At 65.2% G+C, this 23,106-nt stretch carries 19 protein-coding genes and 3 pseudogenes; 18 read left to right on the forward strand and 4 right to left on the reverse strand.

The window, feature by feature from the left end:
- The first annotated feature begins 83 nt into the window (after window positions 1-83).
- The 4 genes from fmt to ribD are packed head-to-tail and all read left to right on the forward strand — an operon-like array spanning window position 84 to window position 4,210.
- A complete protein-coding gene (gene fmt / locus B586_RS08835; protein ID WP_054880162.1) occupies window positions 84-1,034 on the forward strand; it encodes a methionyl-tRNA formyltransferase in 951 nt (316 codons plus the stop codon).
- The gene (locus tag B586_RS08840) at window positions 1,031-2,461 is read left to right on the forward strand and encodes an RsmB/NOP family class I SAM-dependent RNA methyltransferase (RefSeq protein ID WP_054880161.1); all 1,431 of its coding nucleotides are present in this window, start codon (window positions 1,031-1,033) and stop codon (window positions 2,459-2,461) included. Before fmt ends, B586_RS08840 begins: the two co-directional genes overlap by 4 nt.
- A 43-nt stretch (window positions 2,462-2,504) precedes the next feature.
- Entirely contained in the window at window positions 2,505-3,194 is a 690-nt protein-coding gene (rpe, locus tag B586_RS08845) for a ribulose-phosphate 3-epimerase (RefSeq protein ID WP_054880160.1), read from the forward strand.
- 32 nt (window positions 3,195-3,226) lie between these two features.
- Window positions 3,227-4,210: a bifunctional diaminohydroxyphosphoribosylaminopyrimidine deaminase/5-amino-6-(5-phosphoribosylamino)uracil reductase RibD gene (gene ribD, locus B586_RS08850; protein WP_276012167.1), complete on the forward strand. Its 984-nt coding sequence runs from the start codon at window positions 3,227-3,229 to the stop codon at window positions 4,208-4,210.
- Here the strand turns inward: ribD and B586_RS08855 are convergent.
- On the reverse strand, window positions 4,191-5,747 hold the full coding sequence (locus B586_RS08855) for an MFS transporter (RefSeq protein ID WP_054880159.1): 1,557 nt from the start codon (window positions 5,745-5,747) through the stop codon (window positions 4,191-4,193). The genes ribD and B586_RS08855 overlap by 20 nt on opposite strands.
- Entirely contained in the window at window positions 5,747-6,460 is a 714-nt protein-coding gene (locus B586_RS08860; RefSeq protein WP_047316270.1) for an LppX_LprAFG lipoprotein, read from the reverse strand. Before B586_RS08860 ends, B586_RS08855 begins: the two co-directional genes overlap by 1 nt.
- A gap of 143 nt (window positions 6,461-6,603) precedes the next feature.
- Between B586_RS08860 and B586_RS08865 the strand changes: the two genes are divergently transcribed.
- The 11 genes from B586_RS08865 (at window position 6,604) to B586_RS08920 (ending at window position 17,323) form a co-directional block, all read left to right on the forward strand.
- Window positions 6,604-7,227 carry a riboflavin synthase gene (locus B586_RS08865; RefSeq protein ID WP_047316269.1) on the forward strand — a complete coding sequence of 208 codons (624 nt, stop codon included), beginning with the start codon at window positions 6,604-6,606 and terminating at the stop codon, window positions 7,225-7,227.
- Window positions 7,228-7,391: 164 nt separating this feature from the next.
- A complete protein-coding gene (locus B586_RS08870; protein WP_047316268.1) occupies window positions 7,392-8,669 on the forward strand; it encodes a bifunctional 3,4-dihydroxy-2-butanone-4-phosphate synthase/GTP cyclohydrolase II in 1,278 nt (425 codons plus the stop codon).
- A 94-nt stretch (window positions 8,670-8,763) separates the two neighbouring features.
- On the forward strand, window positions 8,764-9,246 hold the full coding sequence (gene ribH / locus B586_RS08875) for a 6,7-dimethyl-8-ribityllumazine synthase (protein WP_054880158.1): 483 nt from the start codon (window positions 8,764-8,766) through the stop codon (window positions 9,244-9,246).
- Window positions 9,243-9,710 (forward strand): PH domain-containing protein, encoded by a 468-nt coding sequence (locus tag B586_RS08880; protein WP_054880157.1) that lies wholly within the window; start codon window positions 9,243-9,245, stop codon window positions 9,708-9,710. Before ribH ends, B586_RS08880 begins: the two co-directional genes overlap by 4 nt.
- Window positions 9,711-10,493: 783 nt before the next feature.
- The gene (locus B586_RS08890; RefSeq protein ID WP_054880156.1) at window positions 10,494-10,970 is read left to right on the forward strand and encodes an Rv1419 family lectin; all 477 of its coding nucleotides are present in this window, start codon (window positions 10,494-10,496) and stop codon (window positions 10,968-10,970) included.
- A 108-nt stretch (window positions 10,971-11,078) separates the two neighbouring features.
- Window positions 11,079-11,561 (forward strand): Rv1419 family lectin, encoded by a 483-nt coding sequence (locus tag B586_RS08895; RefSeq protein WP_156406882.1) that lies wholly within the window; start codon window positions 11,079-11,081, stop codon window positions 11,559-11,561.
- A 71-nt stretch (window positions 11,562-11,632) separates the two neighbouring features.
- A complete protein-coding gene (gene uvrC / locus B586_RS08900) occupies window positions 11,633-13,570 on the forward strand; it encodes an excinuclease ABC subunit UvrC (protein ID WP_054880154.1) in 1,938 nt (645 codons plus the stop codon).
- 3 nt (window positions 13,571-13,573) lie between these two features.
- Window positions 13,574-14,503, forward strand: coding sequence for an RNase adapter RapZ (gene rapZ, locus B586_RS08905; RefSeq protein ID WP_047316261.1), 930 nt, complete (start codon window positions 13,574-13,576; stop codon window positions 14,501-14,503).
- On the forward strand, window positions 14,500-15,588 hold the full coding sequence (locus tag B586_RS08910) for a YvcK family protein (protein ID WP_054880153.1): 1,089 nt from the start codon (window positions 14,500-14,502) through the stop codon (window positions 15,586-15,588). Before rapZ ends, B586_RS08910 begins: the two co-directional genes overlap by 4 nt.
- Window positions 15,585-16,562 carry a DNA-binding protein WhiA gene (gene whiA / locus B586_RS08915; RefSeq protein ID WP_047316297.1) on the forward strand — a complete coding sequence of 326 codons (978 nt, stop codon included), beginning with the start codon at window positions 15,585-15,587 and terminating at the stop codon, window positions 16,560-16,562. Before B586_RS08910 ends, whiA begins: the two co-directional genes overlap by 4 nt.
- A gap of 83 nt (window positions 16,563-16,645) precedes the next feature.
- On the forward strand, window positions 16,646-17,323 hold the full coding sequence (locus B586_RS08920; RefSeq protein ID WP_257720476.1) for a WS/DGAT domain-containing protein: 678 nt from the start codon (window positions 16,646-16,648) through the stop codon (window positions 17,321-17,323).
- Window positions 17,324-17,341: 18 nt separating this feature from the next.
- On the opposite strand, the pseudogene B586_RS20040 reads toward B586_RS08920, so the two are convergent.
- Window positions 17,342-19,001, reverse strand: a pseudogene (locus B586_RS20040) (PE family protein).
- A gap of 412 nt (window positions 19,002-19,413) precedes the next feature.
- Here B586_RS20040 and B586_RS22590 point away from each other — a divergent pair.
- The 3 genes and pseudogenes from B586_RS22590 to B586_RS20050 form a co-directional block, all read left to right on the forward strand.
- Window positions 19,414-19,539: pseudogene (locus B586_RS22590) on the forward strand (hypothetical protein); the annotation flags it as partial.
- 173 nt (window positions 19,540-19,712) lie between these two features.
- Window positions 19,713-21,479: a DUF3556 domain-containing protein gene (locus tag B586_RS08945; RefSeq protein ID WP_054880147.1), complete on the forward strand. Its 1,767-nt coding sequence runs from the start codon at window positions 19,713-19,715 to the stop codon at window positions 21,477-21,479.
- A 252-nt stretch (window positions 21,480-21,731) separates the two neighbouring features.
- Window positions 21,732-22,313 carry a hypothetical protein gene (locus B586_RS20050; RefSeq protein ID WP_082607569.1) on the forward strand — a complete coding sequence of 194 codons (582 nt, stop codon included), beginning with the start codon at window positions 21,732-21,734 and terminating at the stop codon, window positions 22,311-22,313.
- 471 nt (window positions 22,314-22,784) lie between these two features.
- Here the strand turns inward: B586_RS20050 and B586_RS08950 are convergent.
- Window positions 22,785-23,033 (reverse strand): annotated as a pseudogene (locus B586_RS08950) (IS5/IS1182 family transposase); the annotation flags it as partial.
- Window positions 23,034-23,106 lie beyond the last annotated feature (73 nt).

Here is a 23,106-nt window from a genome sequence, read left to right on the forward strand (position 1 = left end):
TGTGCATGTCACCGATGTGGCCTACGACACATGTACACGGCCTGCGGAATAGCAAGGACGGGGACCGTTCTTAGACTGTTCCGGTGCGTCTCGTCTTTGCCGGCACCCCCGAACCCGCGCTGCCCGCGCTGCGTCGTCTCATCGACTCGCCTCGTCATGACGTGGTTGCCGTGTTGACCCGGCCCGACGCCGCATCCGGCAGGAGGGGCAAGCCGGAACCGTCGCCGGTGGCCCGCGAGGCGCTCGACCGCGGCATTCCATTGCTGCGGCCAGCTCGGCCGAACTCGCCCGAGTTTGTCAGCGAACTATCGGAGTTGGCACCGCAGTGTTGCGCGGTGGTGGCCTACGGCGCGCTGCTGGCCAATCCGCTGCTCGCGGTGCCACCGCGCGGCTGGGTTAACTTGCACTTCTCGCTGCTGCCGGCCTGGCGCGGCGCGGCGCCGGTGCAAGCTGCGATCGCCGCTGGCGACACGATCACCGGAGCGACGACGTTCCAGATCGAGCCGAGCCTGGATTCTGGACCGGTTTATGGAGTCGTCACCGAGACGATCCAGCCGACTGACACCGCTGGCGATCTGCTTGAGCGACTGGCGGTTTCCGGGGCGACGCTGCTGTCGAGCACACTGGACGGCATCGCCGACGCGACGCTGACACCGCGACCGCAACCGGCCGAAGGGGTTAGCGTCGCGCCGAAAATCACCGTTGAGCAGGCCCGGGTGCGCTGGGATCTGCCGGCTCCAGTTGTTGAGCGTCGCATTCGGGCCGTCACGCCCAACCCGGGGGCCTGGACATTTATCGGTGAGTTACGGGTCAAACTCGGACCTGTGCACCTCGACGCTGGCGCTGCTGATCTGCCGAGGCCGTTGAAGCCCTTGCCGCCCGGTGGTATTCACGTAGACCGCAAAAGCGTGTGGATCGGTACTGGATCAGATCCGGTGCGGCTGGGCCAGATTCAGCCGCCAGGAAAGAAACTCATGAACGCTGTCGACTGGGCGCGGGGCGCCCGGCTGGACCCCGCAGTGCGGGCATTATGACCTCAGGCCAGGCTAAGCCACGCCGAAACCAGCCAGACCGCAAACCAGTCCGACCGCAGAATCGAGCACGCGGGCCGCGTCGCCGGCCGCTGGACCCGGCGCGTCACGCTGCGTTTGAAGTGCTTCGAGCGGTCAGTGAACGCGACGCGTATGCGAACCTTGCGCTGCCCGCACTGCTGCAGCAACGTGGTATCAGCGGACGAGACGCGGCGTTCGCCACCGAGCTGGCTTACGGCGCGTGCCGAACCCGGGGTTTGCTCGACGCGGTCATCGGTGCGGCGGCGGGACGCTCGCCGCAAGCGATCAATCCGGTGTTACTCGACCTGCTCCGGCTGGGCACCTATCAGCTGCTGCGTACCCGCGTCGAGGCGCACGCCGCGGTGTCCACCACCGTTGAACAGGCCGGAATCGAATTTGACTCGGCGCGAGCGGGTTTCGTCAATGGCGTGTTGCGTACTATCGCCGAGCGAGACGAGCGATCCTGGGTGGACGAGCTGGCCCCCGACCCGTCAGGCGATCCGATCGGGTACGCGGCGTTCGTCCATGCCCATCCACGCTGGATTGCCCAGGCCTTCGTTGACGCGCTGGGTTCGGCGGCGACAGAGCTCGACGCGGTACTGGCCAGCGACGACGAACGGCCCCGGGTGCACTTGGCGGCCCGCCCTTCAGTGCTGAGCGCTGCAGAACTAGCCGACACGGTGCACGGCACCGTTGGTCGGTACTCGCCGTATGCGGTGTACCTCTCTGGTGGCGACCCCGGACAGCTGGCACCGGTGCGCGACGGCGCAGCCCTGGTCCAGGATGAGGGCAGTCAGTTGGTGGCCCGCGCACTCACCCTGGCACCGGTCGACGGTGACACTGGCCGATGGCTGGATCTGTGCGCCGGGCCGGGCGGCAAGACCGCGCTGCTGGCTGCGCTGGGTGCCGGCTGCGGCGCTCGGGTCACCGCAGTCGAGCCGGCGCCGCGCCGTGCCGATCTGGTGGTGGACAATACCCGCGGGTTGCCGGTAGACGTGCTGCGTGTCGACGGGCGCCAGTCCGGCCTCGACCCGGGTTTCGACCGGGTGCTCATCGACGTGCCCTGCACCGGGTTAGGCGCACTGCGCCGTCGGCCCGAGGCCCGCTGGCGGCGTCAGCCTAGTGACGTGCCAGCGCTAGCCAAGCTGCAACGCGAGCTGCTGAGTGCCGCGATCGCGCTGACCCGACCCGGTGGCGTGCTGCTTTATTCGACGTGTTCACCGCACCTGGCCGAGACGGTAGGAGTGATAGCCGACGCGTTGCGTCGTCATCCGGTGTGCGCGTTGGACACCCGGTCGTTGTTTGAGCCGATCACCGAGGGGCTGGGCGATGGTCCGTATGTGCAGCTTTGGCCGCACCGGCACGGCACCGACGCCATGTTCGCGGCCGCCTTGCGCCGCCTGGCGTGAGCCGCGCCGCGGCACGCATCGTCGCCGGACTAATCTGTCGCTCATGCCTGGCCACCATGCGCGACCCTTGATCGCGCCGTCGATCCTGGCCGCTGATTTCGCCCGGCTCGCCGATGAAGCGGCCGTCGTGGCGGGCGCCGACTGGTTGCATGTCGATGTGATGGACGGTCACTTCGTGCCGAACCTGACGATCGGACTGCCGGTGGTGCAGAGCCTGCTGGCCGCCAGCGACATCCCGATGGATTGTCATCTGATGATCGACAACCCAGACCGGTGGGCACCGCCGTACGCCGAAGCGGGTGCCTATAACGTCACCTTCCACGCCGAGGCCACCGACAATCCGGTCGGGGTAGCCCGCGATATCCGGGCCGCTGGCGCAAAAGCGGGGATCAGCGTGAAGCCTGGGACACCGCTGGATCCCTACCTGGATATCTTGCCGCACTTCGACACCCTGCTCATCATGTCGGTGGAGCCCGGTTTCGGGGGCCAGGAATTCATCCCCGAAGTGCTGAGCAAGGTGCGTACAGTACGCAAGATGGTCGATTCGGGCGAGTTGACGATCCTGGTCGAGATCGATGGCGGCATCAATGCGGACACCATTGAGCAGGCAGCCGAAGCTGGCGTGGACTGTTTCGTCGCCGGATCGGCCGTTTACGGCGTGGCCGACCCCAGCGCCGCGGTAGCCGCCTTACGGCGACAGGCTGGTGCCGTGTCGTCGCATCTACGCCGGTGAGCGTTCAAACGGTCGACAGCCTCGACGCCGCCATGCGGCTGGCTGTCGAACAGTCCTACCTGGTTAAGGGCACCACCTATCCGAATCCACCGGTCGGGGCGGTCATTGTGGACCCCGACGGGCGGGTTGTCGGCGTTGGCGCCACCGAGCCGGCCGGCGGTGACCATGCTGAGGTGGTGGCGCTGCGTAAGGCCGGCGGTACGGCCGCCGGCGCCATTGCGGTGGTCACCCTCGAGCCTTGCAACCACTACGGCAAGACGCCGCCATGTGTGAACGCGCTGCTGGAAGCCAGAGTAGGAACGGTGGTCTATGGCGTCGCCGACCCTAACGCGATCGCCGGTGGCGGCGCGGCCCGGTTGACGGCAGCCGGCGTGCATGTGCGGTCCGGGGTGTTGGCTGATTTGGTGACCGCCGGACCGCTGCGGGAGTGGCTGCACAAGCAGCGGACCGGGCTGCCGCACGTGACGTGGAAGTACGCCAGCAGCATCGACGGTCGCAGCGCTGCCGCCGACGGCTCCAGCCAGTGGATCTCCAGCGAAGCCGCGCGCGCCGATGTGCATCGTCGCCGCGCCACCGCCGATGCGATCGTGGTCGGCACCGGCACCGTCCTGGCTGATAATCCGACCCTCACGGCCCGCCTGGCCAACGGTGCGCTGGCCGACCGGCAACCGCTGCGAGTGGTGGTGGGCATGCGGGACATACCGCCAGAAGCCAACGTTCTCAACGACGATTCGCGCACCATGGTGATTCGTACCCACGATCCCATGGAGGTCCTCAAGGCGCTCTCAGATCGGACCGATGTACTGCTGGAAGGGGGCCCCACCCTCGCCGGTGCTTTCCTGCGGGCCGGAGTCATCAACCGGATCCTGGCCTACGTCGCGCCGATCCTGCTGGGTGGCCCCGTCACTGCCGTTGACGACGTAGGCGTGCCCAACATCGCGCGGGCGCTGCGCTGGCAGTTCGACGGCATCGATCGAGCTGGCCCTGATCTGGTGCTCAGCCTGGTGGCGCGGTAGCCGCCTGTAGCTCGACGACTTCTGGCTCGTTCGCGTGTTCCTTGCGGCCGCTGATCAGCAGACCCAGCAGCGCTCCAATGACACATACGATGGCCGTGATCGTGAAGATGTCGCCGTACATCATCGTGTATGCGCGCTGAGCCTGGCCGGCTATCGCGGCGGCGCGTTCAATTAAGGTGGCATCGCGCGGGACCGCCGTCGACAACCCGGCAAGGATCTGGTTAAACCGGTACAACCCCCAGGCAGTCAGCGCGGCTACCCCGATCAACATGCCGGTCATCCTGGCTACCACCACTGCCGCCGAGGCGATACCGTGCTGCGCCGCCGGGACAACACGCAGGGTAGCCGACGACAATGGGCCGATCACCAGGCCGAGTCCCAGGCCGGCCACCAGCAGGTCGGAGTGCATGGCGGGCACGCTGAATACACCGAAGATGCTGTGCCGATAGTTCAGCAAGTCGACCGGCCAGTGGGAGATCAGCCAATAGCCACCCGCGGCGATGAGCAGCCCGACGAAGGCCATTATGCGGTCCCCGGCCATGGTGGCGATCCACCCGCCCAGCAGCGCCCCGATCGGCAGCGCAATCAGAAACCACACCAGTAGACCGGCCGCTTGGGTCTGGTCCATTCCCAGCACACCCTGGCCGAACAGTTCCACGTTGACCAGCGTCACCATCAGCGCCGCGCCCGCGGCAACCGATGCGCCCAGTGCGCACAGGAATGGCCGGAAGTGCACACCGGCCGGTTCGATTAGCCGGGTGCGGGCGAAGCGCTCCCAGACCGCGAATGTCACCGCGGCGACGATCGCCCCGACCAGCATGGGCAACCCGTAGCTGGGCAGCACCTGTTTGCCGTCGGGTTGGGGGTTGTAGAGCCCGATGACCACCAGGCCTAGCGTGATGGCCAGCAGCACACCACCGACCACGTCGACCTTCTCCGGCTCGTCGCCGCGGTCGTGCGAGGGCAGGCTGAATTGGATCATCAGCATGGCGATCGCGGTCAGCGGGACGTTGATCCAGAACACGTATCGCCAATCGCTGAAGAGCCAGACGATGAAGATTCCGTACAGCGGACCCAGCACGCTGCCGAGCTCCTGCGCGGCGCCAATGCCACCGAGCACGCCAGCGCGGCTGCGCTGTGCCCACAAATCCGCGCCCAGCGCCAGAGTGATCGGCAGCAGCGCGCCGCTGGCTACCCCCTGGATGGTGCGGCCGGCGATCAGCAGATGAAAGTCGCCAAACTGCCCGGCCAGCGCGGTGACCACTGACCCGACGGCGAATCCGGCCAAGCTGACCTGTAGCAACAGCTTGCGGCCGAATCGGTCGGAAGCCCGGCCCAACAGTGGCATTGCGGCGATGTAGCCCAGCAGGTACAGGGTGACGATCCAGGTGATCCGCTGCATCTGGTTCACCGGGATGCCGACGTCACGCATGATGTCGCGCATGATGGTGACCACGACATAGGTGTCCAGGGCCCCTAGCAGTACCGCGAGGCTGCCGGCGCTGATCGCGACTCGGCGTCCCGCCTGCGTGCTCATCAGCTCACCGGGGGCTTGGTGACCTGCACCGGCTGGCCCCAATTCGACAATGTCATCTGGACGGAATTGCCCGAACTCTTATCCATCCTGATCTGCGCTAGCTGGTGATCGCCGGTCTCCTGAATCCAGACGGTGGCCGGCACGGGCTGCGTCGCGTTGAAGGGCGGCGCGATCTTGTTTACCGCATCTGCGGAGATGTTTCCACTGATGCGGACGGCGCTTTGACCGTTGATGCTGTCGCGGCCCTCGGCCTTGGCGCTGGTAAAGTTCGCCAGCACGTTGGCCAGGCCGGTCTCCGGATTCAGGATCGACGCGACATCGTAGATGTCGGAGGCTCTGCCGAAATCGCTCCATTTGTTCGGCGTCAGGGTGGCGTACAGGTCCCCGTCGGCGACCACGAAGTTGGCATTCAGATCAGACCCGCCAATGGTGATCGTGGCGTTTCCCGACGCGGCGGTGTTCGGCTTCGTGGTCAAGTCACCCGTCAGTGTCTTGACCGGCAGCCCGGTAATTTTGCCGTTCACCGACAACACCAGGTGTGCGCTGGTGACGTTCTTGGTGACGTCGGTGGCCTGTTTGACCAAGGTCGTCGCGTCGGGCAGTGGTCCGCCGCTCAGCTTGGAGCCCGATGAGCAGCCGGCGATCACGGCGGTGGCAATGCTCAGGGTGGCGAGGACGGCGAAGAGACGGCGGTGACGTCTGGGGGCTGGCATACCCTGCATCGTAGAGGGTGCCAGTGACCGGCCCGGAAAACACGGGGAGTGGTGGGGGTCGAACGCGGCGTGCCGACGTCGCTTGACAACGGCGTTTGCCGTGCCCGATAGGGGCTGGGAGGACGGCCAACTAGCCTGGTGCCATGTTCACCGGAATTGTCGAGGAACTCGGAGAGGTGACCGGCCGCGACGCCCATGCCGATGCGGCGCGCCTGGTCATTCGCGGTCGCACCGTCACCGCCGACGCTGGACATGGCGATTCGATTGCGGTCAACGGCGTGTGCCTGACGGTGGTGGAGGTGCTGCCCGACGGCCAATTCAGCGCCGATGTGATGGCCGAAACGCTGCATCGGTCCAACTTGGGCGAGTTACGGGTCGGCAGCCGGGTCAATCTGGAGCGCGCCGCGGCCATCAACAGCCGGCTCGGCGGGCACATCGTGCAGGGACATGTGGACGGTACCGGTGAGGTGGTGGCCCGTACGCCTTCAGAGCACTGGGAGGTGGTGCGGATCGAGGTGCCCCCGCCGGTGGCTCGCTATATCGTCGAAAAGGGCTCGATCACCGTCGATGGGATTTCACTGACGGTCTCCGGGCTCGGTGCTGAGCCCCGGGACTGGTTCGAGGTTTCGTTGATCCCAACGACCCGAGAGCTGACCACCCTCGGCCGTACTCCGGTGGGAACGCAGGTGAACCTTGAAGTGGACGTCATCGCCAAATATGTTGAGCGGCTACTACAGAACGCTCCCACTGGGGATTTGACCCGATAGCCGTTCTTGCAGCGACATTGCGGCCGCGCCGCGCAGCCGCGGGGCTCATACCGTTGAATCTGCCCTGAAAAAGCCGTGGTAATAACCGCGGCGGCGCGGTGGTTCATACTGAATGCAGCGTGTGGGCTGCGTGCCTGGGCCCATTTGATAGCAAGGTGGCATAGATGACGAGGTTGGACTCCGTCGAGCGGGCGGTTACCGACATTGCGGCCGGTAAAGCCGTCGTCGTCATCGATGATGAGGACCGCGAGAACGAGGGCGACCTGATCTTCGCCGCCGAAAAGGCGACGCCGGAGATGGTGGCCTTTATGGTTCGCTACACCTCGGGATACCTGTGCGTGCCGCTAGACGGCGCGATCTGCGACCGGCTGGGTCTGTTGCCGATGTTTGCGGTGAATCAAGACAAACACGGGACCGCCTACACGGTCACTGTTGATGCGAGAAACGGCGTCGGCACCGGGATTTCGGCTTCTGATCGGGCTACCACCATGCGGTTATTGGCCGACCCGGCCAGCGTCGCCGACGATTTCACCCGTCCCGGCCATGTGGTTCCGTTGCGTGCCAAGGACGGCGGTGTGTTGCGCCGGCCGGGCCACACAGAGGCCGCCGTCGACCTGGCCCGGCTGGCTGGACTGCAACCCGCGGGCGCGATCTGCGAGATCGTCAGCCAGAAGGACGAAGGCTCGATGGCACAGACCGACGAGTTGCGGGTCTTCGCTGATGAGCATGATCTGGCGCTGATCACCATTGCCGACCTGATCGAATGGCGGCGCAAGCATGAGAAGCACATCGAGCGGGTCGCTGAAGCCCGGATCCCGACCCGTCACGGAGAGTTTCGCGCTATCGGCTATGCCAGCATCTACGAAGACGTCGAACATGTGGCACTGGTCCGCGGCGAGATCGCCGGACCCAACGCTGACGGCGACGACGTGTTGGTCCGGGTGCACTCCGAGTGTCTGACGGGTGATGTGTTCGGTTCACGGCGTTGCGACTGCGGGCCCCAGCTCGACGCCGCTATGGCGATGGTGGCGCGAGAAGGACGCGGCGTGGTGTTGTACATGCGCGGCCACGAAGGTCGAGGTATCGGGCTGATGCATAAACTGCAGGCTTATCAGCTGCAGGACGCTGGCGCGGACACCGTGGACGCCAACCTCAAGCTTGGATTCCCGGCCGATGCAAGGGATTACGGCATTGGTGCGCAGATACTCGTCGATCTCGGAGTGCGCTCGATGCGGCTGTTGACCAACAACCCGGCCAAGCGGGTCGGGCTGGACGGGTACGGATTGCACATCATCGAGCGGGTGCCGCTTCCGGTGCGGGCCAACGCGGATAACATCCGTTACTTGATGACCAAGCGCGACAAGATGGGCCACGACCTGGCCGGGTTAGATGATTTTCATGAATCAGCCCATTTGCCAGGTGAATTCGGCGGTGCTTTGTGACCGTCGACGACGATGCAGAGCGAAGCGATGTGGGGGCACCTCCCGCTTGCCGGGATGGGGGTACCACCCACTTGTGGGGGAAGGAGCGGCGCTTGTGAGCGGTGGAGCCGGTGTGCCGGAGGTTCCGACGATCGACGCGTCCGGTCTGCGGCTCGGTATTGTCGCGAGCACCTGGCACGGCAGGATCTGCGATGCGTTGTTGGCGGGCGCACGCAAAGTTGCTGCCAACTCGGGTGTTGACAACCCGACGGTGGTCCGCGTGCTCGGCGCCATTGAGATTCCGGTAGTGGCGCAGGAGCTCGCTCGAACCCATGATGCCGTCGTTGCCCTGGGTGTCGTGATCCGTGGTGCCACACCACATTTCGACCATGTCTGTAATTCCGTAACGCAGGGCCTGACGCGCGTCGCGCTGGATACTTCGACGCCGGTTGGCAACGGTGTGCTGACCACCAATACCGAGGAACAGGCGCTGGATCGGGCCGGGCTTCCGACGTCGGCCGAGGACAAGGGGGCCCAGGCTGCAGCGGCTGCCCTGACCACCGCATTGACCCTGCTTAACTTGCGCGCTCGGACATGACCGCACGGGTGGACCGGGACTGGGATGTGGAATTGCGTCCTTACTGGACGCCGTTATTTGCTTACGCTGCAGCATTTCTGATCGCAGCGGCGCACATCACGGTGGGCTTGCTGCTCAGAATCAAGTCCAGTGGGGTGGTCTTCCAGACCGCCGATCAGGTGGCGATCGGCGCGCTCGGACTGGTTATCGCGAGCGCAGTGCTGTTGTTCGCGCGGCCGCGACTTCGGGGCGGCGCTGCAGGACTTTCAGTGCGTAATCTCTTGGGTTACAGGCTGATTCCGTGGTCGGATGTGGTTGACGTGTCATTTCCGTCAAGCGGCCGCTGGGCACGGATCGACCTGCCCGATGATGAGTACATCCCGTTGATGGCGATCCAGGCTGTTGATAAGGATCGTGCTGTGGACGCCATGGACGCTGTGCGTGCGCTGCTGGCACGATATCGGCCGGACTCGCCCGAGCACTGATGCCGGCGGTGGTCCAGCGTTCACGCAACGCCTTCGCGATCACTGGCCGGCTATGACGCAGTGACGTTGTTTGTTGAGCGGGCCCAGGACTGTGTGAAGCGGGCCCTGACCGCAACCGACGATGTCGAAGTGCAGTTGGTTGCGCTGGTCTGAACAAGCTCAAGCGGTGGCCCAAACCCGCGATGAGTCGATTCTGCGGGGATACGTGTTATTGACGGTTGCACCGTGCCTTTGGCGCCTGGGCCAGGTGCGGCGTGCCGAAACATTGCTGCGCCAAACCCTGCAGCTTTTCCAGCCGATCAAATACATATATGGCTGCAAAGTGGTCTGGTCGTCGGGTGCCGTGCTGTTGTTAATCTCTTGGGATGCACACTGATTCAGTGTGCATCCGTCTTTCGATCGTCCGAAGGCGCATCTTCGGCTAGCTAGATACAGTCGCAACCGTAATCCAGCTGGGCAGCAACTACTTTCGTCAGTGCTCAGTTAGTCGAATGCTCGGCGGCATCGCTCTTCGAGGGTTCGCGCTTCGTCTTGCCAGCGCTGTAGGCAGAGTCGGTCGTCGTCGACAAGAAGGTCATAGCGGAACGTATAAACCGATGTGGCTCAGTGGCTTCAGCATCCTCCGTGGACTCGCCGTGGTCCCGCGGTCTGCTAACCTCGGCCTGCGATGCCAAGCGACTTGTCAAACAGTTGGATACTTACCCCTTTCGGTGGTATCTGCATGGACCACGCCGCTTATGATGCGTGAGGGGTGGGACCAAAGACTGAGAAGGGGAGTTGAAAATGCGTGAATCGCGGTTGCGGGGCGGTGTGCGCCGGGCCCTTGTCATCGTCGGCGTAGCGTTGGCTGTCGCGGTGCTAAACACTGGGGTGGCGAGCGCCGATGGCGCGGTCCAGTTGAAGAGCCGATTGGGCGATGTTTGTCTGGACGCTCCGACTGGCAGCTGGGTCAGCCCGGTGGTGATCAACCCCTGCAATGGGACGGACTTTCAGCGCTGGAGTCTCACCGCTGACCAGCAGCTCGAGAGCGTGGCCTTCCCCGGGGAGTGCCTGATGCAGCCAGGGGAGAGTTGGTGGGCGCACCTCCAGCCTTGTATAAATTGGTTCTCCCAGCATTGGACCATTCAGCCCGACGGCCAGGTCAAGGGTGAACTCGATGGCTGCCTCGCCGTTCTCGGCGGGCCGGGACCTGGGACGTGGGTGTCGACCCGCTGGTGCGACCCCGATGCACCCGACCAACAGTGGTATAGCGTTCCGTAATCGGGCTCGCTCGGGTATTTCTAGTCACGATCGAGACATTCCACCTCGACGAGATCACGGCGTGAGTCATCGCGGTTGAGGTGGACCAAGATGAGAGGAAGAACTGACGTGCATGGGTCGCGGTTGAGGGGTGGTGTGCGCCGGGTCGTTGTCGTGGTCGCCGCGGTGTTCGCCGTCGCGGCGCTAAACGCTGGTGTGGCGAGTGCCGATGGCCCGGTCCAGTTGAAGAGCCGATTGGGCGAGGTTTGTCTGGACGGCCCGAGTGGGAACTTCAACGCGCCGGCCGTGATCAACCCCTGCGACGGGTCGAAAACCCAGCGCTGGAATTTCAACTCTCCCGGGCAGATCGAGAGCGTGGCATTTCCCGGCAACTGCTTGGCAGTCGACGTACTGAGCGAATGGCCGGTGACCCTCGTGCCCTGTAACGGTGGGCTCGGCCAGCGTTGGAGTGACCAGCCCAACGGCCAGATCTCAACCGTCCTCGCTGGCTGCCTCAATGCTGGTTTCGGCGCACCGAACCCGGGGACTGAGGTGAACCACCTCAATTGCGGCCTCGATGGACCCGGCCAGGAGTGGGATCGCATTCCGTGACCGGGCACGACCCGACCCCGACGACCCACCGCCTGTCTAAGCGCTCTGCCAGCGACCACTAGCCTAGATACGTGCCAGATCCCGCGACGTATCGCCCCGCGGCCGGATCCATCCCGGTCGAGCCGGGTGTGTACCGATTCCGGGACCTGCACGGGCGCGTCATCTACGTCGGCAAGGCCAAAAGCCTGCGCAGCCGGCTGACGTCGTACTTCGCCGACGTCGCGAACCTGCACCCGCGGACTCGGCAACTGGTGACTACCGCGGCCAAGGTCGAGTGGACGGTGGTCAACACCGAGGTCGAGGCGCTGCAGCTGGAGTACAACTGGATCAAGGAATTCGATCCGCGCTTCAACGTCCGCTACCGCGACGACAAGTCCTATCCGGTGTTGGCAGTCACCCTGAGCGAGGAGTTTCCCCGGCTGATGGTCTATCGCGGTCCGCGGCGCAAGGGCGTGCGCTATTTCGGACCGTACTCGCACGCGTGGGCCATCCGGGAAACGCTGGACCTGCTCACCCGGGTGTTCCCGGTTCGAACCTGTTCTGCTGGAGTGTTTAAGCGACACAAGCAGATCGACCGTCCCTGCCTACTCGGCTACATCGACAAATGCTCGGCGCCGTGTGTGGGTAGGGTCAGCGCCGAGCAGCATCGCCACATCGTGGCAGACTTTTGCGACTTCCTCTCCGGCAAGACCGACCGGTATGCCCGCGACTTGGAACAGCAGATGAACGCCGCAGCCGAGCAACTCGATTTCGAACGAGCCGCGCGGCTTCGTGACGACCTTTCTGCGCTCAAGCGGGCCCTGGAGAAGCAGGCGGTGGTGTTTGGCGATGGCACTGACGCTGACGTGGTGGCATTCGCGGACGACCAACTAGAGGCGGCGGTGCAGGTGTTCCACGTCCGTGGCGGGCGGGTGCGTGGCCAGCGCGGCTGGATTGTTGAAAAGCTCGGCGACCCAGGGGAATCCGGGGAGGAGCTATTGGTGGAGCAGTTTCTGACACAGTTCTACGGCGAGCAGGCGGAGTTAGATGGTGCTGCCGACGAATCCGCCAACCCGGTCCCCCGCGAGGTATTGGTGCCGTGTCTACCGTCCAACGCCGACGAGTTGGCCAGTTGGCTGTCCGGTCTGCGCGGATCCCGGGTCGCGCTACGGGTGCCACGACGCGGCGACAAACGTGCGCTAGCTGAGACGGTGCAGCGCAACGCGAAAGAGGCGCTGCAGCAACACAAGCTGAAGCGTGCCGGTGACTTCAACGCCAGATCAGCTGCGCTGCAGAATATTCAAGACGCACTGGGTTTGGCCGATGCGCCGCTGCGGATCGAGTGCGTCGATATCAGCCACGTGCAGGGCACCGACGTGGTGGGTTCCCTGGTGGTATTTGAGGACGGCTTGCCGCGCAAGTCGGACTATCGCCACTTCGGGATCAGGGAAGCTGCTGGGCACGGGCGCTCTGATGATGTCGCCTCCATCGCTGAGGTGACCCGGCGCCGATTCATGCGACACCTAAGTGATCAGAGCGACCCGAACATGCTTTCGCCGGAAGGAAAATCGCGAAGGTTCGCCTACCCGCCGAATCTGTATGTCGTCGACGGCGGCGCGCCGCAAGTCAACGCGGCCAGCGCAGTGCTTGACGAGCTCGGTGTCACCGATGTGGCGGTGATTGGTCTGGCCAAGCGGCTCGAAGAGGTGTGGGTGCCGTCCGAGCCGGACCCGGTCATCATGCCGCGCAACAGTGAGGGCCTGTTTCTGCTGCAGCGGGTCCGCGACGAGGCGCACCGGTTCGCCATCACCTACCATCGCAGCAAGCGATCCAAGCGAATGACCGCATCGGCGCTGGACTCGGTGCCGGGTTTAGGAGAGCACCGCCGCAAGGCGCTGGTCACCCACTTCGGATCGATAGCGCGCCTCAAGGAGGCCACCGTAGACCAGATCACTGCCGTTCCGGGCATCGGCGTGGCAACGGCCACCGCCGTCCTCGAGGCGCTGCGACCCGACTCGCCCGGAGCTTGACGGATGACGACTCACGGTGAGGATAGCGAGGTTCGGCCCGGTACTACGCGCGCGCCGGGTGAGGTCGCGGTCGGAATCGACGTCGTTCTGGTGACCGGCTTGTCCGGGGCCGGGCGCGGCACCGCGGCCAAGGTGCTCGAGGACCTCGGCTGGTATGTCGCCGACAACCTCCCGCCCCAGCTGATCACCCGGATGGTGGATTTCGGGTTGGCAGCTGGGTCGCGGATCACCCAGCTGGCGGTGGTGATGGATGTGCGATCGCGCGGCTTCACCGGCGATCTGGACTCGGTGCGCAGCGAGCTCGCCACCCGCAACATCACTCCGCGCGTGGTGTTCATGGAGGCATCCGACGACATGTTGGTGCGTCGCTACGAACAGAATCGGCGTAGCCATCCACTGCAGGGCGAGCAGACGTTGGCCGAAGGCATTGCCGCTGAGCGGAGGATGCTGGCTCCGGTTCGCGCTACAGCCGACCTGATCATTGACACGTCGACGCTGTCCGTGCGCGGCCTGCGGGAAAGCATCGAGCGTGCGTTCGGTGGTGATGCCGGCGCGACCACCAGCGTCACCGTGGAGTCCTTCGGCTTCAAGTACGGCCTGCCGATGGACGCCGACATCGTCATGGATGTGCGGTTCCTGCCGAATCCGCATTGGGTTGACGAATTACGTCCACTCACCGGCCAGCATCCGGCGGTGCGCGACTATGTGCTGGGCCAGCCCGGCGCGGCTGAGTTTCTGCAGACTTACCATCGATTGCTTTCGTTGGTTGTCGACGGCTACCGACGGGAGGGGAAGCGCTATATGACAGTCGCCATCGGGTGCACCGGCGGCAAGCATCGCAGCGTGGCGATCGCGGAAGCATTAATGGGACTGCTGCGGTCGGATCTGCAATTGTCGGTGCGGGTGCTGCACCGGGATTTGGGTCGCGAATGAGCTCACCTGGATGCTCCCCAAGTAACCAAAGCATCGTTGCGCTGGGCGGCGGGCACGGCCTGTACGCGACGCTGTCGGCAGCCCGTCGGCTCACCCCCTACGTCACGGCGATCGTGACCGTCGCCGATGACGGAGGCTCCTCGGGCCGGCTGCGCAGTGAACTGGGCGTGGTGCCACCAGGCGATTTGCGAATGGCCCTGGCGGCGTTGGCATCCGACAGCCCGTATGGACGACTGTGGGCGACTATCCTGCAGCACCGATTCGGCGGCAGCGGTGCCCTGGCCGGACATCCGATCGGGAATCTGATGCTTGCTGGCCTCAGTGAGGTGCTAGCTGATCCGGTTGCCGCGCTCGACGAGGTCGGACGCATCCTCGGGGTCAAAGGCAGGGTGCTGCCGATGTGCCCGATCGCGCTGCAGATCGAAGCCGACGTGTCCGGTCTAGAGGCCGACCCACGGATATTCGGGCTGATCCGCGGCCAAGTGGCGATCGCGTCCACACCGGGAAAGGTGCGGCGGGTGCGGTTGCTTCCGGTGGACCCGCCGGCGACCAGACAGGCTGTCGACGCCATCATGGCCGCCGACTTAGTGGTACTAGGGCCGGGGTCGTGGTTCACCAGCGTGATCCCGCATGTGCTGGTACCGGGGCTTGTCGCGGCGCTGCGGGCCACCACCGCCCGGCGAGCGCTGGTGCTCAACTTGGTGGCCGAGCCGGGGGAGACGGCGGGATTTTCCGTGGAGCGTCACCTACATGTGCTTGCCCAGCACGCGCCCGGGTTCACCGTCCACGACATCATCATCGACGCCGGCCGGGTGCCGAGTGACCGGGAGCGGGAGCAGCTGCGCCGCGCCGCGACACTGCTGCAGGCCGAGGTCCACTTCGCCGACGTGGCCAGACCTGGTACACCTTTACATGACCCGGGCAAGCTGGCGGCGGCCCTGGACGGGGTGCGGGTAGGTAACCGGGACTCGTCGGCGCCTACGGTGACCGCCACCGACCAGATTCGGCTCGACGGTGAACGTCCACAGACCGGGGTGAATGGACCGGTTGGCAAGGGACCAAGGGGTGACGACGCGTGGCGATGACGACCGAAGTCAAGGACGAATTGAGCCGCCTGGTAGTGAAATCGGTCAGCGCGCGTCGTGCGGAAGTCACGTCCTTGCTGAGGTTCGCTGGCGGGTTGCATATCGTCGGTGGCCGTGTGGTGGTTGAAGCTGAGGTCGACCTGGGCAACATCGCGCGACGGCTGCGCAAGGACATCTTTGACCTGTACGGCTACAACGCGGTTGTGCATGTCTTGTCGGCCAGCGGGATTCGCAAGAATACTCGATACGTGCTGCGGGTGGCCAACGACGGTGAGGCACTGGCACGTCAGACCGGTCTGCTTGACATGCGTGGCCGCCCGGTACGCGGTTTGCCGGCCCAGGTCGTGGGCGGCAGTCTCGCCGATGCCGAGGCTGCGTGGCGGGGCGCCTTTTTGGCGCACGGATCGCTGACTGAGCCGGGACGTTCGTCAGCATTGGAGGTCAGCTGCCCTGGCCCAGAGGCTGCGCTAGCGCTGGTGGGCGCGGCGCGCAGGCTGGGAGTCAGTGCTAAGGCCCGCGAGGTGCGTGGTGTCGATCGTGTGGTGGTGCGCGACGGTGAGGCGATCGGCGTGCTGCTGACCCGAATGGGCGCCCAGGACACCCGGCTGGTCTGGGAGGAGCGTCGGATGCGTCGCGAGGTGCGGGCGACGGCCAACCGGCTCGCTAATTTCGACGACGCCAATCTGCGCCGTTCGGCGCGGGCCGCGGTCGCGGCGGCCGCCAGAGTGGAGCGGGCGCTGGAGATACTCGGGGATACGGTGCCCGATCATCTGGCCTCGGCAGGCAAACTGCGCGTCGAGCATCGACAAGCTTCGCTAGAGGAACTGGGCCGGCTCGCCGACCCTCCAATGACGAAAGACGCTGTGGCAGGCCGTATTCGACGGTTGTTGTCGATGGCGGACCGCAAAGCGAAGGTCGAAGGCATCCCCGACACCGAGTCCGCGGTGACGCCAGATTTGTTGGAGGACGCTTAACGACGATGCGCGCCGCGAAGTGGCGTGAGGAGGAGTTGGGCGAATTGGAGGACGCTTAACGCCGATGCGCGCCGCGAAGTGGTGTGAGGAGGAGTTGGGCGAATTGGAGGACGCTTAATCAGCTTTCCGCGGCGCACAGGCTGGTGCAGCAGACCGTACGCCAGCAGATCGCCGTCCTTGGCATCCGCAGCAAGCCGCTGCGCTACTTTGAAGCGCCCAAGACCCGATTCAACGCGTCAGTCTCGCCGCACCGGCGGATTAGCGGCTGTCGCGTTGAGCTGGCCCGGGCCAAGGCCGTCAAGGATGCCTTCGGCGTCAAGCCCAACGACGCCGTACTTGTACTGGTGGCTGGTGCGGCCCGCGAATACCTGCACAAGCGTGATGAGTTGCCCGCCAAGCCGCTTATCGCGCAGATTCCGGTTTCCCCCCGCACTGACGAGACGATGAGTGAGGTCGGGAACCGGATCAGCTCGATGACTGGGTCACTTGCCGCCAACGTGGCCGACCCCGGCGAACGGCTCCAGGCCATCCATGCGAGCACCCAGAGCGCCAAAGAAATGGCCGGCGCGCGGCTGGAATCGCTGGTGTCACTGGGGCCACCGGCCATGGACGTCGCCCTGAACATCACGTGCTTCTCGTATCAGGACCACTTGGATTTTGGGTTCGTGACCACCCCCGAAGTGGCCAACGACATCGACGAGATGACCGACGCCATCGGGCCCGCATTGACCGAACTTGAGCGCGCCGCGGACTTGCGGTAGGCGCACCTGGACTCGGGTTTAGCCCGGCTGGCCGTCGAGGCCGGTGGCGCCGGTGCCGCCGGTGGCGCCGTGGGCCCCCGGGAGGCCATTTACTGGTACGGCGTTGCCGAAGCCGCCATTTCCGCCGGCCCCGCCATTTCCGCCGGCCCCGCCACCGCCGCCGGTGGCGCCGGTCCCGCCGGCTCCGGACGCGCCCGAGTGGCCGAACAGCCCGCCGGCGCCGCCGATTCCGCCGTTTCCGCCGTCGCCTCCGGCCCCGCCCTCCCCGCCGTCCCGCCATTACCGCCGTTTCCGCCGACACCGCCGATTTCGGTGACCGCGGACCCGCCGCCAGCTCCACCGTCCCCGCCGGTCCCGCCGATCGTGCCGACACCTCCGAGGCCGCCGGCTCCGCCGGCCCCGCCGGCGCCACCGTCGCCGAAGAGCAGCCCGCCGTGACCGCCCGCCCGCCGGTGCCGCCGACCCCGCCGGTCCCGCCGGCCGCGCCGACACCTCCATTACCTCCATTGCCTCCGTTGCCGCCGATCTTGCCTATGCCGCCGGTACCGCCAGCCCCGCCGTCAGCTCCGAGCCCGCCGGAGCCGCCAGCCCCGCCCGCTCCTCCGGTGCTAGTGGTGACGTTGGTGCCGTAGCCGTCGCCGCCGCGCCCACCGGGCGCGCCGTCACCGCCGGCACCCCCCGCGCCCCCGGCACCACCCACAGTGCCTCCTGTTGATAGGTTGCTAGCGGCGCCGCCATGGCCGCCGTCCCCGCCGGGCGCGCCGGCAGCGCCGGCACCGCCATTGCCGCCAGTGCCGCCGACCGCGGGGATATTGGGGCTGTTGAAAGCGCCTTTGCCGCCGGTGCCACCGTCACCGCCGGCCTGCCCCACCATCGCGCCATTATCGCCGTTGCCGCCGTTGCCGCCGACAGGGCCGTTGGAGCCGACAGCGCCGGCGTTCGCCTGACTCGTCTGGTGCGCGGTGGGGTTGACACCGGTCGCGCCCAGACCGCCGGCACCGCCCTGCCCGCCGCTGCCGCCGGTGCCCCACAGCCAGGCGTTGCCGCCGGCTCCACCGGCGCCGCCAGGTGCGCCGGCGAGGCCGACTCCACCGGTCCCGCCGTTGCCGCCATTGCCGTAGAACCATCCGCCGGCTCCACCGGCGCCGCCGGTGGAGCCGGTCCCGCCGGTGCCACCCACCCCGCCGTTGCCAATCAGCCCGGCATTTCCGCCGGCGCCGCCGGTCTGCCCTGCCGCGCCGGGCGCGCCGTTGCCGCCGTTACCGTACAACAACCCGCCGTTCCCGCCGGCCTGACCTGGCGCAGATCCGTTGCCACCGTCGCCAATTAGCGGGCGCCCGAGCAGGATCTGGGTGGGCGCGTTCACCAGGTTGAGCAGTTCCTGCAGCGGCGATGCGTTGGCCGCCTCCGCGGATACATACATGCTGCCGGCGGCGGCCAAGGCGCGCACGAATTGGTCGTGAAACGCCGCCGCCTGCGCGTTGAGCCCTTGGTAGACCTGGCCATACTGCCCGAACAGCCCGGCGATCGCGACCGACACCTCATCAGCGCCCGCTGTCAGCACGCCGGTGGTGGCCACCGCCGCCGCCGCGTTGGCTTCGGTCAGCGCCGATCCGATACCGGCCAAATCTGTTGCTGTCGCCGCAAACGCTTCCGGTGCCGCTACTACAAAAGACATCGCTGGCCTCTTCCGTCGGCTGAGCACTGCCAAACAAAATGCTACAACTGGCGCGGCCGGACTACACCAATATTGCGGAGAAAGAGTCGATCCGCCATCCGAGCCGAAATCTGTTGTTCCGCAGGCTGATCGATGCTCTGGCGGGTTCGTCAGGTATATCCAGGACAAACCGGCAACGGTCGTCGAGGTTTGATGTGCACGCGGAGAACCGAAGGCGTCGAAAGCGCGTTGGGCGGTGGGTAGCGACCGCGGATACGGCCGCCATGGCGCTGTTTCTCCCGAGCCGCATCGCAAGTGAAAGTCTCGACGCTATCGGTGTCAGGAGAGCACAGTGATCAATGGCAGAAGTCGGTCCTGGCGGATGGTGTCGCAGAAAGGACAGCAGGTGGCCCCAAATGGCTGAAGCTGGTGGCGAGCCCATCGGATCGGGCAGGCGCGGTTCGTCGAGGTGGCGATACAACACGCATCGCTATTGGAGCCCGAACAGCGTCTGCCGACGATCATCGAGCTGGTGAATCGCTCGGCCCGCTTTGTTGATGGCTCCGGCTGTACTGCGGGCAGCGGAAACATGTTAGGTGACATGGCACTGACGGGTGCCGACGGCGCGGCCCGTGATCCCGGTGCCCGGATCCGGGTGAGGGGGAGACGCCGGTGGTGTGATACCGATACATTGAATTCGCCAACTGGTTGGACACGTAGAACGAGGCCGCCATGGGATTCATCACACCGGAACTCCCGGACGTCGATCGCGACACCTGGCAGACCGAGCCACGGGCACTGCGACTGCAGGTTGTGACCCGACACTGGGTCGAACACGGCTTCGGAACTCCCTACGCCGTGTACCTGTTGTACCTGCTCAAGATCGCGGTGTATATAGCCGCCCCCGCCGTGATCATCTCGCATACCCCGGGCCTGGGTGGCCTGGGCCACATCGGTGACTGGTGGATGCAGCCGATCGTGTACCAGAAAGTCATCGTCTTCACGTTGCTATTCGAGGTCTTAGGCCTCGGTTGCGGATCCGGCCCGCTGACCGGGCGGTTCATGCCACCGATCGGCGGTTTCCTTTATTGGTTGCGGCCCAAAACAATTCGGCTTCCGGCCTGGCCGGGCAAGGTTCCACTCACCAGCGGTGATACTCGTACCAGTGCCGACGTCGTGCTCTATGTCATCGTGTTGCTCGGCGGAACGTGGGCACTGTTGTCACCCGGCTCACCCGGTCAAGGCGGGCCCCGTCTCACCGCTGCAGGCGACGTCGGCTTGATCAACCCCGTTCTGGTGGCGCCGACCATTGTTGCGTTGGTGCTGTTGGGTCTGCGCGACAAAACCATCTTCCTGGCCGCCCGCGGAGAGCACTATTGGCTGAAACTGTTCGTGTTCTTCTTCCCATTCACCGACCAGATCGCAGCTTTCAAGCTCATCATGCTTGCGTTGTGGTGGGGAGCGGCGACTTCGAAGGTGAATCACCACTTCCCGTACGTGGTCGCAGTGATGACGAGCAACAATGCGCTGCTGCGAAGCCAGCTGTTCAACCCGATCAAGCACATGCTCTATATCGACCCGGTCAACGACCTGCGCCCCTCCCGGTTACCGAAGTTGATGGCCCATGTCGGCGGCACCACTGCAGAATTTCTGGTTCCGGGGATTCTGGTCCTGGTCGCCGGTGGTGAACCGTGGCGATGGTTCCTTATCGGGTTCATGGTGGTCTTCCACCTCAACATCCTGTCCAACCTCCCGATGGGAGTTCCATTGGAGTGGAACGTGTTCTTTATCTTTTCGCTGTTCTATCTCTTCGGGCACTATGGCTCCATTCGTGCCACCGACCTTCGATCACCGCTGCTGCTGGCCCTCGTGATCGCCGCGGTGGCCGTCGTGATCGCGGGGAACCTATTCCCGGAAAAGATTTCGTTCCTGCCCGCCATGCGCTACTACGCCGGCAACTGGGCCACCAGTTTGTGGTGCTTCCGCGCTGGTGCCGAAGAAAGGCTAGAGGAGAATATCGTCAAAAGCTCTGCGCTCGTTGCCAATCAGCTGGCCAAGCTGTACGGGGCGGCGACGGCCGAAGTGATGTCGGACAAGGTGGCGGCGTTCCGGGCGATGCACACGCATGGCCGGGCGCTCAACGGGCTGCTGTCCCGGGCAATAGACAACGAAGCCGACTACCGCGTTCGCGAGGGCGAGATAGTTGCAGGGCCGCTTGTCGGCTGGAATTTCGGTGAAGGTCACCTGCACAACGAGCAGCTGCTGGCTGCGGTGCAGCGGCGGTGCAGCTTCGACGAAGGTGACGTTCGTGTCATCGTCCTCGAAGGCCAACCGATCCATATCCAAAAGCAGTGGTACCGCATCCTCGACGCCAAGATCGGGGTGATCGAGGCGGGCTACGTCGAGGTCGCGGACATGCTGACCCGCCAGCCGTGGCCTGAGCCCGGTGACGAGTTCCCCGTCCACGTCACAACTCAACACAGCGCTTCCGGTAGGTGATGACGACGGCAGTTGGTCAAGGTTGGGCCCACGGTTGGGCACGTCAAACCACGCCATCGGTCATCATTTGGAAAAGACACGGTCACGGCGTGGTTCGTATCCCACATCGGTTCTGCAATTGTTCTACATCGGTTCGACAACCAATTCATCGTCTACCTAGGCAAGGTTTCGGGACAAGCGATACGGTGCTGGTGGCCCGATTGGCGGAGACATCTTGAGTACGAAAAAGGGACACAAATAAGGGAGTTAGCGTTGAAGATCTTTGATCGATTCAACACCGCAATACTTGTCAGCGCCGGGTTGTGCGGGGCTGCGTTGGCGTTCAGTCCCGGCGCAGCAGCTGCACCGCTGCCAATGCCAACGGGCGGCCCCACTTGCATTGAGCAGATGTCCGGCCTGGGTGCTGCACCGGCAGCCGTTCCGGCGGTCCTGCCTGGTCCGGTAGCAGGGGCCGTGCCTCCTGTACCGCTGGTGCCGGGTGGGTTCCCCCCAGTGGTACCTCCTGGTGGGTTCCCCCCAGTGGTACCGCCTGGTGGGTTTCCTCCGGTGGTGCCGCCTGGCGGGTTTCCTCCGGTGGTGCCGGCTGGGGCTCCGGCGATGGGACCGCTGCTCGCTGAGGATCCGGCGGCTTTGGGGAGTGGGATTTTGGCGGGTAAGGGCAGGCCGACTGCTCCGCCGCAGGCGGCTTTGTCTGGTTTCGTGGTGCTGCCCGGTCCGCCCGCCAGCGTCGAGGCACCTCCTGCAGCGGCGCCGGTGGCTGCGCCTGCTCCGGCGGATGCTGCGGCTGCCGAGCCGCTTCCGTGTTGTGGGGAGGCAGCACCACCGGTCAGGTAGTTCCGACTCGCCGGCCGCGCCAGACCTCGGACGGCTACCCACGTCGACATCGTCGGGAAGGGTCTTCTCACCCGACTTTTCACAAGCTAGTGCGCACTGGTGCCGCGGATTCGGGTGTTAGTGTTGCGCGGTCGTCGGGCGGGGTGTGCACGAATTTTCCAGTCTCGGCTCAAGGTGTGCGCTCCTATCATCGCGAATCATGCCGTGTATCAACAGATTTCATTGCACATGCCGTCGCGCGACCGATAGGATGAGTTTCATTTGCGATGTCGCGGTGCGCTTGTGGTGGTTGACGGTGAAATCGTCGACGCCGAACCCGCCGTCGAACGGGCGGCGAGCCTGTGGGGGATCGACCCGGTCGGTATGCCCGCGGGCGGCCAGTTCGGCGCGGAATTCGCCGGATCCTTAGGCAGCGTCAGCCAGGGCGGTCAGCGAATGCGGTTCTTCAGCAAGCAATTTCAGCCCGACGGCCGCTCCCGGCACCTCGCGGCGCACCCGCCGGATCGCGCCGATCAGCTGGGTCATGGCGTCCTGGGGGGCCACTGCGTCCTCAAGCACCGTGGAATCCAAGGCCCGACGCGTCTTAGCGGCTAGAACTCCGGTCACGGCTACCACCGCTTTGACCGTCTCAAAGATCCGGTTGGGCCGCTCCGAAGCGGCCAACCGGCGCCGCCAGCCGCAAGCGGCATGACGATCGGTGGAATGCCACGAGAAACACGTGCTACCGATTCGCTGCGATCGGCGACTACACCCGATTACGGGTGCTGCGCAGCTATCGACGCTGCAACAGAAA

This window comes from Mycobacterium haemophilum DSM 44634 (genome assembly GCF_000340435.2).
Taxonomy (GTDB): domain Bacteria; phylum Actinomycetota; class Actinomycetes; order Mycobacteriales; family Mycobacteriaceae; genus Mycobacterium; species Mycobacterium haemophilum.

Bases quoted from the DNA above. Each gene is read 5' to 3' on its own strand.
- B586_RS08840 (WP_054880161.1), top strand. From the start codon at position 1,031: ATGACCTCAGGCCAGGCTAAGCCACGCCGAAACCAGCCAGACCGCAAA.
- rpe (WP_054880160.1), top strand. From the start codon at position 2,505: ATGCCTGGCCACCATGCGCGACCCTTGATCGCGCCGTCGATCCTGGCC.
- ribD (WP_276012167.1), top strand. From the start codon at position 3,227: ATGCGGCTGGCTGTCGAACAGTCCTACCTGGTTAAGGGCACCACCTAT.
- B586_RS08855 (WP_054880159.1), bottom strand. From the start codon at position 5,747: ATGAGCACGCAGGCGGGACGCCGAGTCGCGATCAGCGCCGGCAGCCTC.
- B586_RS08860 (WP_047316270.1), bottom strand. From the start codon at position 6,460: ATGCCAGCCCCCAGACGTCACCGCCGTCTCTTCGCCGTCCTCGCCACC.
- B586_RS08865 (WP_047316269.1), top strand. From the start codon at position 6,604: ATGTTCACCGGAATTGTCGAGGAACTCGGAGAGGTGACCGGCCGCGAC.
- B586_RS08870 (WP_047316268.1), top strand. From the start codon at position 7,392: ATGACGAGGTTGGACTCCGTCGAGCGGGCGGTTACCGACATTGCGGCC.
- B586_RS08880 (WP_054880157.1), top strand. From the start codon at position 9,243: ATGACCGCACGGGTGGACCGGGACTGGGATGTGGAATTGCGTCCTTAC.
- B586_RS08890 (WP_054880156.1), top strand. From the start codon at position 10,494: ATGCGTGAATCGCGGTTGCGGGGCGGTGTGCGCCGGGCCCTTGTCATC.
- rapZ (WP_047316261.1), top strand. From the start codon at position 13,574: ATGACGACTCACGGTGAGGATAGCGAGGTTCGGCCCGGTACTACGCGC.
- B586_RS08910 (WP_054880153.1), top strand. From the start codon at position 14,500: ATGAGCTCACCTGGATGCTCCCCAAGTAACCAAAGCATCGTTGCGCTG.
- whiA (WP_047316297.1), top strand. From the start codon at position 15,585: ATGACGACCGAAGTCAAGGACGAATTGAGCCGCCTGGTAGTGAAATCG.
- B586_RS08945 (WP_054880147.1), top strand. From the start codon at position 19,713: ATGGGATTCATCACACCGGAACTCCCGGACGTCGATCGCGACACCTGG.